The organism is Nonomuraea sp. NPDC049421 (genome assembly GCF_040677005.1).
Lineage (GTDB): Bacteria > Actinomycetota > Actinomycetes > Streptosporangiales > Streptosporangiaceae > Nonomuraea > Nonomuraea salmonea.
Genome location: NZ_JBFAQA010000015.1, coordinates 170,537 through 184,013, shown reverse-complemented (window position 1 = coordinate 184,013; position 13,477 = coordinate 170,537). Strand labels below are relative to the sequence as shown.

Genomic DNA, 13,477 nt, shown 5'->3' with positions numbered 1-13,477 from the left:
CAGAGGCGAACTCAGCGGCGTTTATCAGTGGCGTTGTCAGTGGCGGGCCGGCTCGGCGGCCGAGGTGCGGCGCGCGACCGCCTCGGTGATCTGGCGGGCGAGGTCCTGCCCGGTCAGGCCGATCCTGCCGAGGATGGCGGCCCGCTTGGCGTGGTCGAGGAAGCGCTGCGGGATGCCGTAGGTGCGTACGGGCACGTCGACGTCGGCGTCGCGCAGCAGCCGCGCCACCGCGTCGCCCACCGCGCCGACCCGGCCGTTGTCCTCGGCCACGGCCACCAGCTTGTGCGCGGCGGCGGCCGTCACGAGCGCCTCGTCGAGCGGCTTGACCCAGCGCGGGTCGACCACGGTCGCGGCGATGCCCTGCGCGTCGAGCAGCTTGGCGGCGTCCATGCAGACCTGCGCCATCGGGCCCACACCCACCAGCAGCACGTCGGGCTCGCTCTCGGGAGCCCGCAGCAGGTCCATCTCGCCCAGCTTGCCGACCGCCTCCAGCGGCTCGGCGACCGGGCCCTTGGGGAAGCGCAGCACGGTGGGCCCGTCGGAGACCTCGACGGCCTCGCGCAGCAGCTCGGTCAGGCGGTCGCCGTCGCGCGGCACCGCGACCTTGAGCCCGGGGACGACCTGGAGGATCGACAGGTCCCACATGCCGTTGTGGCTGGCCCCGTCGTCGCCCGTGACGCCCGCCCGGTCGAGCACCACCGTGACCGGCAGGCGGTGCAGGGCGACGTCCATGAGGAGCTGGTCGAAGGCGCGGTTGAGGAACGTGGCGTAGACGGCCACCACCGGGTGCATGCCGCCGAGCGCGAGCCCGGCCGCGCTGGTCAGCGCGTGCTGCTCGGCGATGCCGACGTCGTAGATGCGCTCGGGGAAGGCCTCGGCGAAGGCGTTGAGGCCGGTCGGGTGGAGCATGGCGGCGGTGATCGCGACCAGGTCGTCGCGCTCTTTGCCGAGCCTGACCAGCTCTTCGCTGAAGACGTTGGTCCAGATGCGGCCCTTGGGCTTCTCCGCGCCGGTGGCCCGGTCGAAGGCGCCCGGCGAGTGGAACTGGTCCTCGTCGTGGTTCTCCGCCGGGCTGTAGCCGCGGCCCTTCTGGGTGACGGCGTGCACGATGACGGGGCCGCGGAAGTCGCGGGCCTTGCGCAGGGCCGCCTCCATGGCCTGCTCGTCGTGGCCGTCGATGGGGCCGAGATATTTGAGCCCGAGGTCCTCGAACATCACCTGCGGCGCCAGGACGTCTTTCACGCCCTTCTTGAAGCCGTGCAGAGCGTCGTAGAGGACCGGGACGTTGCCCAGCTTGTCCTTCACGTATTCGAGCATGTCCTCGTAGCGGCGGTTGACCCGCAGCGAGGACAGGTGGGAGGCCAGGCCGCCGATCGTCGGCGAGTAGGAGCGCCCGTTGTCGTTGACCACGATCACGACCGGCAGGTCCTTGAACGCCGCGATGTTGTTGAGCGCCTCCCAGGCCATGCCGCCGGTCAGCGCGCCGTCGCCGATGATCGCGACCACCGTGCGGTCGCGCGCGCCGCGCAGCTTGAACGCCTTGGCCAGGCCGTCGGCGTAGGACAGCGCGGTGGAGGCGTGGGAGTTCTCGACGAAGTCGTGCTCGGACTCGGTCTGGCTCGGATAGCCGGACAGGCCGCCCTCCTGCTTGAGCGCCTCGAAGCCGGCCGCCCGGCCGGTGAGGAGCTTGTGCACGTACGCCTGGTGGCCGGTGTCCCAGATGACCGGGTCGTTCGGGGAGTCGAAGACGCGGTGGACGGCGATGGTCAGCTCGACCACGCCCAGGTTGGGCCCTAGGTGACCGCCGAACCTGGCGCAGGAGTCGACGAGCAGGTCGCGGATCTCTCCGGCGAGCTGCGGCAGCTCCTCGACGGCAAGCCGTTTGACGTCGTGCGGTCCCTCGATCGAGCCCAGCAACCCGCTCACGGATGCGACTCCCCTCTGCTCTTTTGCGCCGATCCCCAGAGTCTAGTTCGCAAAGGCGTCACTGACTCCATCAAGTCAAATGCACCCACAAATGTCCGATCTTGACCTAGTCTTGCGGACCATATGAACTCCGTCCCCGCCGGCCGGCTCGTGGCGCTCGTCGCGGCGGGCGTGGCCCTCGCGCTGGCCGCCGCCGCCTTGACGCTGGTGCTCGCGGACGTGGCCACGACCTCGACCGACTCCGCGTACGGGGGACGGCAGCCCGCAGCGCCGTCCGGCAGCGCGGGTCAGAGCAGGCACGGCGGCGCCGCGGTCGCGGGACGGGCGACGGCCACCGCGAACCCCCTCTACAAGACCGGCCGGCTCACGGACGTGAACTGCCGGCCGGGCAGCCTGCCCTCGGGGAGCATGCCCGCCTACCGCCGCTTCCTGACCCGCGTGACGGCCTGCCTGAACAAGGCGTGGGCGGCGCAGTTCCGCAAGGCCGGGATGCCGTTCGCCAAGCCGCGGCTGCGCATCATCACCCGCAAGGTCAAGACGCCCTGCGGCTCGTGGAACACCGGCGCCGACGGCGTCTACTGCTCCACCGACCGCACGATGTACCTGATGATCAGCAAGGACCAGCTGCGCAACCCTTTTCCGCTCGGCATCACCCGGCTGATCGCCCACGAGTACGGCCACCACGTCCAGCAGGTCTCCGGCATCTGGAATTACTACTGGGCGGCGCGCACGGTGGCGGGCAAGGCCAAGAGGCTGCAGCTGTCGCGTAATTCCGAGTTGCAGGCCGAGTGTTTCTCGGCCGTGTTCATGAGCACGATGAAGGGCACGTCGCTGGTCACCGACGCCGACTGGGCGTACACGGTGGGCTGGTTCAGGAAGAACGGCGCCAAGGGGTGGCCGCAGAACGACCACGGCAAGGGGCCGACGCAGGCCGCGTGGATGACGCGGGGGTTCAATCGCGGATCGCCGGGCGCCTGCAATACCTGGGCCGCCAATCCGCGGAATGTCACCTGATGGTGCGTTATTTCTTCGCCTGGAGCTCCTTTTTTCACTAGGGTGCCGTCTCATGCGTATCCCCTTCTTAGCGCTCATGGCGGGCGCCCTGGCCGGTGTGCTGTTCGCCGGAACCGCGCACGCGGCCTCCTCATCGGCTGCTCCCTTTTCGTCCGTCCTGACGAAGAACAAGCTCTACAAGGCGGGCAAGCCCGGCGTACGGGCCTGCGAGGAGCCCGAGGTCCGCACCGGCAGCGTGGAGGAGGCCGAGCTGTACTTCGAGGCCGTGAAGGACTGCCTCGACCGCGCCTGGGCCCCCGTCGTCAAGAAGGCAGGACACCGCTTCACCAAGCCGAAGTTCTCGATCGTCACCAAGGTCGGCGCGAAGACCCGGTGCGGGCGCTTCCCCGGGGGCGCGCAGGCCCTCTACTGCCAGAAGGACCGCTCCATCACCTTCCTGCTCAGCCCGAACATCGTCGAGGAGCCCACCGACCTGGCGCTGATGCAGGTGCTCGCCCACGAGTACGGCCACCACGTCCAGCAGCTCACCGGCATCATGAAGGCCGGCGACCCGATCATCGGCGGGCGTGACGAGGACCGCGCGTACGCCGCGCTGCGCCGCCTCGAACTGCAGGCCCAGTGCCTGTCCGGCGTCTTCGTCGGCCGCGTCTGGGACTCACTCGGCCGGCCCGACTCCGACTGGGACATCCTGGCCAAGGGCACCCACAACCCCGTCGCCCTCGACGCCATCGGCGTGCGCAGCGGGGCCGACAACACGCACGGCAGCGACAAGAGCAACACCTTCTGGCTGCAGCGCGGCTTCAAGTCCCAGTCCACCGGGGTCTGCAACACCTGGACGAGCTCCAACGCCAGGGTGCGGTAAATCACTCTTCGAAGGCTTATGATCCGCGATCATGCGCCTTCTCCTTTTAGCGCTGGCGGCGTGCGCGGTCGCGGGACCCCTCACGCCGCCACCCGCGAGCGCCGCCGCCCAGGTGCCCTCGTCCGGGCTGCTCGGCGCGATGAGCGGGGACGTCGTCCCGCACCGCTGCCCGATCCCCCGGATCGAGCCGGGCGACGTGGCCTCGCTCAAGGCCTTCCACCGGGCGATGGCGGCCTGCGCCGACGGCTTCTGGGCGGCCCGCTTCGCCGCCGCCGGGCTGGCGTACACGCCGCCCTCGGTCAGCGTCACCACCGGGCGGGACTCCGTGTGCGGGACGATCGCCGGCAGCGGGGCGCAGTACTGCCCTGAGCAGAGCACCATCGTCATCCGCATCACGAAGAGCGACCTGCGTGACCCGTTCAGGATGAACATCGCCCACTCCGTCGCCCACGAGTGGGGGCACCACGTCCAGCACCTCATCGGCGTCCTCGACGCCCAGGCCGCCCTGTACGCCCCCGCCTCCGCCAAGGCCAGGAGACTGCTCAGCCATCGCCTGGAGATGCAGGCCGAATGCTTCGCCGGCGTCTTCTACAGCGCCGCCCTGAAGAGCATCCGCCCGGGAATCTCCTGGAAGGACTGGGTGGCCGCCGTCCGCCGAGCCAACGAAAGCGACATCCACGGCAAGCCCCGCAACTTAGCCTGGTGGCAAGACCGCGGCTACCGAGGCGGCACCACCGGCTTCTGCAACACCTGGACCGCCACCAACAACCGAGTAACGTGACCTCCCACCACCAGAAGTGGAACCCGCGACGTCCGCATCTCCCTCACCGTCGCGCTTCTGTCCCTTGGGGGAGGGGGGATGAAGTGCGGGCCGCCCGCCACTCCCCCACCGCCGGACTGCTGTCCCTGGGGACAGGAAGTGTCGGGCTGCTGTCTCAAGGCGGTTGATGGGCGCTCGCGAGGGGTGCCGCTCCTCCGCCGTCGCGCATTCTTCCCTTGGAGAGGAGACACGGGTCGCCGCTTTCGCGCTGCTGGTGCTTGGGGGCGGGCGTTGGTTCCCGCGCGGTCAGGCGTTGGCGCGGGCCAATACTTCCAAGGGGTCGGAGAGGACGTGGGCGAAGGCCAGTTCGGCGGCGCCGACCAGAGGGGCCGCGTCGCCCAGGGCCGAGGTGCGCAGGCGCAGGCGTTCGCGCTGGTGGGCCATGGCGTGCAGGACGAGCTGGGAGCGGACCTGGGCGGCGGAGCCGAGGTAGATCTCGCGCAGGACACCGCCGAAGATGACCATCTCGGGGTTGAAGATGTTGACGAGGTTGGCGACGCCGAGCCCGAGCCAGTCACCGACCCGGCTGAGCGCCTCCTGGGCCACGATGTCGCCACGGTCGGCCGCCTCGACGACCCCGCGCACGGCGTCGCGCCCCTGCCGCCCGTCCGAGACCCGCCCGGCCGACTCCAGCAGGGTGCGCTCCCCCACCTCGGCCTCCAGGCACCCGTGCGCCCCGCAGCCGCACGCCCGCCCGCCGGGGTTGACGACCATGTGGCCGACCTCGCCGCCGTAGCCGTCGTGCCCGCCGATCAGGTGGCCGCCGGAGATGATGCCGCCCCCGATGCCGACGTCGCCGTGCAGGTAGATGAGGTCGCGTACGGCGACGCCGACACCGCGGCTGTGCTCGGCGAGCGCGGCCAGGTTGGCGTCGTTGCCCACGCTGACGGGCAGCCCGAGGCCGAGCCGGCGCGCCAGCTCCTCGCCGAACGGCACCTCCTCGGCCTTGAGGTTGGGCCCGAAGCTGACGACGCCGTCGGCCTTGCGCACGCCGCCCGACACGGCGGCCGCGGCGCCGACGCAGACGGTGTCGTCCCTGGTCTTGCGCCGCATCTGGCGGGCGAACCCGGACAGCACCCCGGTCAGCTCGTCCAGCTCGAACCGGTCGCGGTCGCGTACGGCCTCACGCCGGTCGAGGATGACCCCGCCCAGCCCGACGCGCGCCACGGCGAGCCGGTCGGGGCCGACGTCGAAGGCGAAGACGTAGACCCGCGCCGACTCGGGCCGCACCACGAGCGAGGGCCGCCCGGCCCTGCCGGTCTCGCGCGGCAGCTCCTCGCGTACCAGCCCCGCGGCGGTGAGGTCGGAGGTCAACGCCATGATCGTGCTGCGATTGAGCCCCATCTTCGAGGTCAGCTCGGCCCGCGAGATCGGCCCGCCCAGATGGACATGGCGGAGCAGCGCGCCGAGGTTGTGGCGCCTGATGTCCTCTTGGGAAGGGCCGGCACGCATGGTCTGGGGTTCCTTCAGGGGCTGCGGATCGCTGATCACCTTAAACCAGCGGCAGCCGCCCGCTTGCGCGCCAGAGCGTCGACACCCGCCGCGAGCAGCAGGACCGACCCCGTGACCAGGTATTTGACGCTGGAACCGTACCCCATGAGGCCCATGCCGTTCTCGATCACCGCGACCACCGCGCCGCCGAGCACGGCGTCGAGCACCCGGCCCTTGCCGCCGAAGAGGCTGGTGCCGCCGATGACGGCGGCGCCGACCGCGTACAGCAGGACGGAGCTGCCGCCCGTGTTGGGGTCGACGGAGCTGGCTCTGGAGGCGGCCACGATGCCGCCGATGGCGGCCATCGAGGAGCAGATGACGAACGCGCTGATCTTGATCCGGTCGACCGGGATGCCGGCCCGGCGGGCGGCCTCGGTGTTGCCGCCGACCGCGTACAGGTGCCGGCCGAACGAGGTGCGGCGCAGCACCACCGTCCAGACGATCAGCAGCACGAGGATGACCGGCACCACGATCGGCACGCCGGTGAGCGAGACCAGCGCGGGGTTGCGGCTGCGCTCGAGGTTGAGCGCCGCGACCGCGAGCCCGGCGAACAGCGCCAGCATGCCGACGCGGAAGGCGATCAGCGAGATCGGGTCGGCGGCGAGGCCGCGCTTGGTGCGATTCCTGGCCCGGCGCAGCTGCACGGCCGCGAAGACCGCCACGCACACCAGGTAGAGCGCCCAGCCGAGCCACGGCGGCAGGTTCTTGTTCGCGATGGCGACGACCACGCTGTCGCGGATGGAGATGTTGGTGCCCTCGTCCACCAGCACCAGGACCAGGCCCTGGAAGGCGAGGAAGGCGGCCAGCGTCACCACGAACGACGGGATGCCGACCTTGGCGACCAGGCTGCCGAGCACGGTGCCGATGATCACGCCGGTGAGGATGGCGGCCAGCATGCAGACGTACCAGGGCAGGCCCGCGTTGGTCAGCGTGACGGCGAGCACGGCCGCGCACACGCCGCTGGCGAATCCGGCCGACAGGTCGATCTCGCCGAGCAGCAGCACGAACACCAGGCCCATCGCGATGAGCGTGACGGCCGCGCCCTGCGTGAACAGGTTGGCGAAGTTGATCGCGGTGACGAAGGACGGCCGGGCCACGGCGAAGACCGTGCAGAGCACGACCAGGCCCAGCACGGCGGGCAGCGCGCCCATGTCGCCGCCGCGCACCCGCTGGATGTAGGCGAGGAAGCTGTTCTTGATCGACGGAGTCTGCGCGGCCGCGACGATGGCCTCTCCGGGTAGTTCTTTGACCTTGTTCATGATGTGACCCCGTTCTTGAGGCCCAGATCGCCGCTGCGGCCTGAAGTGATCAGTTCGACGACCTGCGCGTGCGTCACATCGGAGGTCTTGACCTGGGCGGCCATCCTGCCGAGGTAGAGCGCCGCGATCCGGTCGGAGACGGCGAACACGTCGTTCATGTTGTGGGAGATGAGCACGACGGCCAGGCCGGTGTCGGCGAGCCTGCGCACCAGCTCCAGCACCTGCGCGGTCTGGGCCACGCCCAGCGCCGCGGTCGGCTCGTCGAGGATGACGACCTTGCTGTTCCACAGCACGGCCTTGGCGATGGCGACGGTCTGCCGCTGTCCGCCGGACAGGCTGGAGACCTGCTGCCTGATGGACTTGACGGTACGGACGGACAGACCGCTGAGCGTGCGCTCGGCCAGCTCCTCCATGCTGTCCTCGTCCAGCAGGACGCCGTTCTTGCGCTCACGGCCGAGGAACATGTTCTGGACGATGTCGAGGTTGTCGCACAGGGCGAGGTCCTGGTAGACGATCTCGATGCCCAGCTCGCCCGCGTCGCGCGGGCTGTGCACGTGCACCTCTTTGCCGTCGAAGAGCAGGGTGCCCGCGTCGATGGGGTAGATGCCGCCGATGCACTTGACCAGGGTGGACTTGCCGGCGCCGTTGTCGCCGACGAGCGCTGTGACCTCGCCGGCGTACGCGGCGAACTCGACCTCGTGCAGGACCTTCACCGGGCCGAAGCTCTTGTCGATCCCGCGCACTTCAAGGAGGGGGGTCATGGATCTCCCTAAACGGGGGTACGGCCGCGCTCGTGGCGCGGTCCGTACCCCGCCGCGTTACTGAATGCCTGCCTCGGTGCACTTCTCGGCGAAGTCACCCTTGCACAGTTCCTCCTTGGTGACGTAACCGTCGGCCACGACGTCCTTGACGTTGTCGAAGTAGATGGCCTGCGGCTCCATCAGCTCGGAAGGCACGTCCTGACCGGTCTCCGGGTCCTTGACGCTGCCGGTCGCCGCGGGCTTCTCGCCCTTGGCCAGCGCGACCGCGAGCTTGGCCGCGGCGTCGGCCTCCTTCTTGACGGCCTTGTACACGGTCATGCACTGGTCGCCCGAGAGGATGTTCTGCAGACCCTGGACGGTGGCGTCCTGGCCGGTCACCGGCACCTTGCCGTTGAGGTTGTTCTTCTTCAGCACGGTGATGGCGGCGTTGCCGAGACCGTCGTTGGCGGCCAGCACGCCGGCGATCTTCGGCTCCTGGGTCAGCATCTGCTCGAAGATCGTCCCGGCCTGGGTGTTGTCCCAGTCGGGCACGGCCTGGTCGGGGCCCTTGACGTACTCGCCCGCGTCGAACTTGGGCTTGAGCACGCCGTCGTAGCCGTCCTTGAACAGGGTCGCGTTGTTGTCGGTCGGCGAGCCGTTCAGGTAGGCGACGATCGGCTTCTCGGCCTTCTTGTCGGTCAGGCACTTCACCAGGCCCTCGCCCTGGAGCTGGCCGACCTTGGTGTTGTCGAAGCTGACGTAGTAGGCGGCGCCGCCGCCCAGCGTCAGCCGGTCGTAGTCGATGGTGGCCACGCCTTGGGACTTGGCCTTCTCGATGACGGTCTTGCCGGTGCCGCTGTCCAGGTTGACGATCATCAGGACGGTGGCGCCGTTGGTGATCATCTGGTCGGCGATGGTCTGGAACTGGGTCTTGTCGTTCTGGGCGTTCTGGATGTCGTACTCGACACCCGCGGCCTTGAACGCCTCTTCCAGATACTTGCGGTCCGCCGTCTCCCACCGGGCGGAGGACTTGCTGTCCGGCAGGATGACGCCGATCTTGCCGGCCTTGGCCGCTTCTGACGCGGTGGCCGATTCAGAGGTCGACGTCGTGGTCTGACCGCTGTCGCCCCCGCAGGCGGTGAGACCGAGGGCGAGCGCTGCTGCCGTGGCGGTCAGGCTGAGGATCCCCTTGCGCATGGTGCAGGGTCCTTTCTTCCGGAGGGGCCCGGATGAATGTTGTTTGCGGCAACGTATTCCGGGACGAACCGGTTGTGAAGGGGGTTGGAGGGGTGGATTTGTTGTTTCGGGTAACAATCCAGAAACGTCACATCAACCTTCCGACGGTCGCCTGTACCGGAGTGTGATGCCTGCGGCGCCCCGTCACGTGAGGTAGCCGACAGGCCCTGATCACGCCATTTCGGGTCACCCGCTGTGTGGTTATTGGTAGGTTTGGGCCGCTTTGAGGAGACTCTCGGAAAGGTGGGTGACGGTGCGGCGGTACGGACGCGTGGCCGGTGGCGTGCTGGCCGGGTGCCTGGTGGCGGGCTGCTCGGGGCTGCCCGGAATGGACCCGGCGGCGTGGCAGGGCGCGGAGACGCCCTCGGCCACTCCCTCCTCCACGACATCTGGGACGCAGAAGACGCCGGAGCCCTCGGCGTCCGCCTCGGCGCTGACGGCGGAGGCGGTGATCAAGGAGTACATCGACCGCAACAACAAGGCCAACACGGCGCTCGACGACGACCTGCTCGCCCGCAACGAGGCCGGCTCCAGCCTCGCCATCGACAAGGCCGCCTACCTCTCCCAGCGCAAGCTGGGCAAGAAGCGCGAGGGCTACACGCCGTTCGAGTACGTCAAGCCGACGTTCGTGGCGCCGGCCTCCAAGCGGTGGTTCCTCGCGACGACGTACTGGAAGAACAAGAAGAAGTCCGCCAAGACGCCCACCTTCCTGCTGTTCGCCCACGACCAGGGCGCCTGGAAGCAGGTCTACTCCCCCGACGTCTTCGACACGATCGACGCCGACGAGCTGCCGAAGATCCAGACGGACGCCTCCGGCGCGGCCACCGAGGTGGACAGCGCCGACGGCGACGGCCTGCTGATGTCACCGGCCGACTTCGCCAAGAACTACGCCGCCCACATGACCGGCAAAGGCTCGAACGCCGCCAAGAGCCGGTTCGCCTCCGACCAGTTCACCACCGGCGCGGCCAAGAACCGCATCAAGATGCGGCAGTTCGCCAAGCTCACCGAGCACGCGGCGCCGGCGAAGGAGTACCCGTCGTACGCGCTGCGCACGGCCGACGGCGGCGCGCTCGTCTTCACCACGTTCGCGCGGACCAAGGTGTACGACGTGATCCAGAGCCCGAAGCGCTACTACGTCTTCCAGGAGAACAACGGCCTGCTGCCGGACAAGTACTACAAGTTCCTGAAGGTGGGCGACCTGGTGCAGGTGGCCGCGCACATCCCGCCGAAGACCGCCTCGCCCGCTCAGGTCCAGGTGCTCGGCACGTACAGCGGCATCGTGGCCGGCCGCGGCGCGTGACGCCCGAAGGCCGGACGCGTGACGTCCGGCCTTCGGGCGCGTGACGCTCAGCCTTCGGGCGCGTGACGCTCGGCTTTCGGGCGCGTCCTCAGGCCAGGACCTGGCTCAGGATGTTCTGCACGATCAGCCCCACCGCCGAGGCCGCCGCCACGACCAGGACGGCCGTCCGCACCTTGCCGCCGTCGAGGTAGCGCCGCAGCGGCCCCGACACCAGGAACCCGAGCAGCATCGGCACGATCAGCGCCCCGCCCACCATCAGCGCCGCGGGCGGCAGCTCGTCCACGAGGGCGAGGATGGCCAGCGACTGGACGGCGCTGAGGAAGAAGAACATCGCCAGCGTGGCCCGGATCTGCGGCCCCTTGGCGTGCTGGTAGACCAGCGCGATGGGCGGGCCGCCGATGCCGGTCGCGGTGCCGGTGATGCCTGACACGAACCCGGCCGAGGTGATGGTGACCGCGTTGCGCGGCACGCTCAGCGCCCGCGCCGTCAGCGCCACCGCTACGAGCACCATGACCGCCACGAAGACGCCGCGCATGTATACGGAAACGTAGACAACGATGACTGCGCCGAGAGCGCTACCGGGCAGCCTGCCGAGCACCGCGAACCCGAGCCCGCCCCAGTCCACCCGCCGCCACTCCATGGCCAGCGTGAACAGCGGCAACGTCATGTTGACCACCTGAACGGCGCCCGGCATGAGGTCGGGCGCGAGCAACGTGAGCAGCGGCGCCGCCACCAGCCCCAGCCCGAACCCCACGGCCCCCTGGACGATCGCGCCCACAAATACCGCCAGACCACCAATAATCAGCACCAACGCCACGTTCGCCATGCACGCGAGTCAACCATCTTTACTCTCCGTTGCCATAACGGCCCTGAGCGTGACCGCGCTGGTGTAGTGTCCTGCATGACGCAGACGTAGCCTCTGGAGTATGAGCGTGAGACATAAGGCCACCACGATTCGCGTCAGCGTCGAAACCAGAGATCGCATCTCCCGACTCGCCCGCAAGGAGGGCCGCACGATGACCGAGGTGCTCAACGAAGCCATCACCGACTACGAGCAGAAGCAGTTCTGGGCCACCGTCAACGAGCAGATAGCGCGCACGCAGCGCGAAGACCCCGAGGCATGGGCCGACTACCTGCGCGAGCGCGAGCAGGTGCTCGGTCCGCCGAGCCGCACCACCAAGATCGCCCCCGAGTGGGAGGGGTTGATCACGTTTCCCGAGGAGGACGCATGAAACTGGCGCAAGGCGATATCTGGTTCACCCACTTCGACCGGCCGACCGGTCGTGAGCAGGGTTTCGACCGGCCTGCACTGATCATCAGCAACGATGATCTCAACGCGTCGCGGCTGGATATCGTCTTCGCGGTGCCGTTGACGACCAGGGAGCGCGGATATATCACCCATATCCGCATCGGCCCCGAGGGCACCGGGCTGGCCAAGACCAGCTGGGCGATGGTGGAGCAGACCCGCGCCATCTCCCCCGATCGGTTCGACTTCTTCGTCGGCAGCGCGCCGAAGGAGATCGTCCACGAAGCGGTCACCGTGCTCAAGCGCATGCTCTGAGCACCGTCCGCGCGGCTTCGAGCCGATGATCCGGCTCGCATCCCCAGCGTGCAGGATGGGTCGGTCGCCACAGAAGTGGTGATGCCGCCCGGCGAATTAGAGGTTCGCCGGGTGGCGTCACCCACTCTGCCACACCTGCCGCTGCTTTAGGCTGCCGCCGTGCCGTTCTCGTTTCTTGCGCCCGCTGTCGCCGTCCTCATCGCCGTCACCGGATCCCCGCCTGCTGCGGCCTTTCCTGCCGAGGGTGGGAAGCTGGCGGCGGTGTCGTGTCCTGAGACGGCGCTCTCCGATGGTGGGATACCGCGGGGGCGGGAGTACCTCGCTACGGTTGTGAAATGTCTGGATAAGTCGTGGCGGGGCTACTTCAGGCGGGCCAAGCTGCGGTTCGGCCCGCCTGACGTTCGCTACGTCGACGATCCCCACGGCGCCCAGTGCGGCGTCCCCCTCGACGGTGTCGACGCGCTCTACTGTCACCCCACCCGCACGCTCGTCTTCCCTCTGGCGGGGCGTTGGATCGAGGGGCGTACCGACCTCTATCCCTTCAAGGTCGCCGCCCACGAGTACGCCCACCACCTGCAGACGCTCACCGGCGTGCGGCGCGCCTACGAGGCCCGTCACCGTGCCGAGCCTCGTCGCAGGGCCGAGTTGCGGCGGAGGTTCGAGTTGCAGGCCGACTGCCTGGCCGGGGTGTTCATGGGCAGCGTGTACGGCTCCCTCGCGCGTACCGGCAAGGACTGGGCGGCCCTCAAGGACGCCGTACGGGCGAGCGGCGACGAGGACGGGCACACCAGCCACGGAAAGGGCGCCACCCGCGTGAGGTGGCTGGAGCGCGGCCGGCGTGCCCTCACCCCGTCCGCCTGCGACACCTGGTCGGCCAAGGCGAGCAAGGTGTCCTGAACGCACACAGGAAGGCGACAGTCCTCGGGGCTGTCCCTCAGGTAAACCCAGGAAAGCCCTTGAGGACTGTCCCGTAGGAAAGGTGACAACCGCCCGGCAGGGGTCGTCCCCCAGGAAAGGCAAGAGCCGCCCGGCGGGGGTTGTCCCGCGGGGCGGCTCTTGAGGTGTTCGGGTGGTTCCCCCGATACGGGCGCGTGAGGATCGCGCCCAACCCCCGGCACGACGGCCAAGGGCCCCCGCCCCCCGTCCCGGCTCATGACCGGGACGGGAACACGGGAAGCTGTCACATCCGGACGAGGCAGCGCCCCGCACGGCGTCTCCACCAAGCGAAGCCGCGCCCCGCCCGGCGTCACCGCCGGACGAAGCTCCGC

13 protein-coding genes are annotated in these 13,477 nt (G+C 69.2%); 7 read left to right on the top strand and 6 right to left on the bottom strand.

Annotated elements, in window-relative coordinates:
• Positions 1 to 36: 36 nt before the first annotated feature.
• Entirely contained in the window at positions 37 to 1,917 is a 1,881-nt protein-coding gene (dxs, locus tag AB0K18_RS25785; protein ID WP_364918815.1) for a 1-deoxy-D-xylulose-5-phosphate synthase, read from the bottom strand.
• Between the two features lie 132 nt (positions 1,918 to 2,049).
• On the opposite strand from dxs, the gene AB0K18_RS25780 reads away from it, so the two are divergent.
• The 3 genes from AB0K18_RS25780 to AB0K18_RS25770 are packed head-to-tail and all read left to right on the top strand — an operon-like array spanning position 2,050 to position 4,583.
• Positions 2,050 to 2,940, top strand: a complete 891-nt coding sequence (locus tag AB0K18_RS25780) for a neutral zinc metallopeptidase (protein WP_364918701.1) — start codon at positions 2,050 to 2,052, stop codon at positions 2,938 to 2,940.
• A 52-nt stretch (positions 2,941 to 2,992) separates the two neighbouring features.
• Complete coding sequence (locus AB0K18_RS25775; protein ID WP_364918698.1) at positions 2,993 to 3,802, top strand: neutral zinc metallopeptidase; 810 nt, start codon at positions 2,993 to 2,995, stop codon at positions 3,800 to 3,802.
• Positions 3,803 to 3,833: 31 nt separating this feature from the next.
• Positions 3,834 to 4,583, top strand: a complete 750-nt coding sequence (locus AB0K18_RS25770) for a neutral zinc metallopeptidase (RefSeq protein ID WP_364918696.1) — start codon at positions 3,834 to 3,836, stop codon at positions 4,581 to 4,583.
• Between the two features lie 285 nt (positions 4,584 to 4,868).
• Here AB0K18_RS25770 and AB0K18_RS25765 read toward each other — a convergent pair whose 3' ends face one another.
• The 4 genes from AB0K18_RS25765 to AB0K18_RS25750 are packed head-to-tail and all read right to left on the bottom strand — an operon-like array spanning position 4,869 to position 9,309.
• A complete protein-coding gene (locus AB0K18_RS25765) occupies positions 4,869 to 6,074 on the bottom strand; it encodes an ROK family transcriptional regulator (protein ID WP_364918693.1) in 1,206 nt (401 codons plus the stop codon).
• A gap of 35 nt (positions 6,075 to 6,109) precedes the next feature.
• Positions 6,110 to 7,372: an ABC transporter permease gene (locus AB0K18_RS25760; RefSeq protein ID WP_364556779.1), complete on the bottom strand. Its 1,263-nt coding sequence runs from the start codon at positions 7,370 to 7,372 to the stop codon at positions 6,110 to 6,112.
• Positions 7,369 to 8,133 (bottom strand): ATP-binding cassette domain-containing protein, encoded by a 765-nt coding sequence (locus tag AB0K18_RS25755; protein WP_355422023.1) that lies wholly within the window; start codon positions 8,131 to 8,133, stop codon positions 7,369 to 7,371. Before AB0K18_RS25755 ends, AB0K18_RS25760 begins: the two co-directional genes overlap by 4 nt.
• A 57-nt stretch (positions 8,134 to 8,190) precedes the next feature.
• Positions 8,191 to 9,309, bottom strand: a complete 1,119-nt coding sequence (locus tag AB0K18_RS25750) for a substrate-binding domain-containing protein (RefSeq protein ID WP_364918690.1) — start codon at positions 9,307 to 9,309, stop codon at positions 8,191 to 8,193.
• Between the two features lie 292 nt (positions 9,310 to 9,601).
• Here AB0K18_RS25750 and AB0K18_RS25745 point away from each other — a divergent pair, with 292 nt between their 5' ends.
• Positions 9,602 to 10,648 (top strand): hypothetical protein, encoded by a 1,047-nt coding sequence (locus tag AB0K18_RS25745; protein WP_364918688.1) that lies wholly within the window; start codon positions 9,602 to 9,604, stop codon positions 10,646 to 10,648.
• 88 nt (positions 10,649 to 10,736) lie between these two features.
• Here the strand turns inward: AB0K18_RS25745 and AB0K18_RS25740 are convergent, their stop codons facing one another.
• The gene (locus tag AB0K18_RS25740) at positions 10,737 to 11,474 is read right to left on the bottom strand and encodes a sulfite exporter TauE/SafE family protein (protein ID WP_364918686.1); all 738 of its coding nucleotides are present in this window, start codon (positions 11,472 to 11,474) and stop codon (positions 10,737 to 10,739) included.
• A gap of 100 nt (positions 11,475 to 11,574) precedes the next feature.
• Here AB0K18_RS25740 and AB0K18_RS25735 point away from each other — a divergent pair, with 100 nt between their 5' ends.
• From AB0K18_RS25735 to AB0K18_RS25725, 3 genes are all read left to right on the top strand, one after another.
• The gene (locus tag AB0K18_RS25735) at positions 11,575 to 11,880 is read left to right on the top strand and encodes a ribbon-helix-helix protein, CopG family (RefSeq protein WP_364918683.1); all 306 of its coding nucleotides are present in this window, start codon (positions 11,575 to 11,577) and stop codon (positions 11,878 to 11,880) included.
• The gene (locus AB0K18_RS25730; RefSeq protein ID WP_364918681.1) at positions 11,877 to 12,209 is read left to right on the top strand and encodes a type II toxin-antitoxin system PemK/MazF family toxin; all 333 of its coding nucleotides are present in this window, start codon (positions 11,877 to 11,879) and stop codon (positions 12,207 to 12,209) included. The genes AB0K18_RS25735 and AB0K18_RS25730 overlap by 4 nt, the downstream gene beginning before the upstream one ends.
• A gap of 159 nt (positions 12,210 to 12,368) precedes the next feature.
• A complete protein-coding gene (locus tag AB0K18_RS25725) occupies positions 12,369 to 13,106 on the top strand; it encodes a neutral zinc metallopeptidase (RefSeq protein WP_364918678.1) in 738 nt (245 codons plus the stop codon).
• Positions 13,107 to 13,477: the final 371 nt, after the last annotated feature.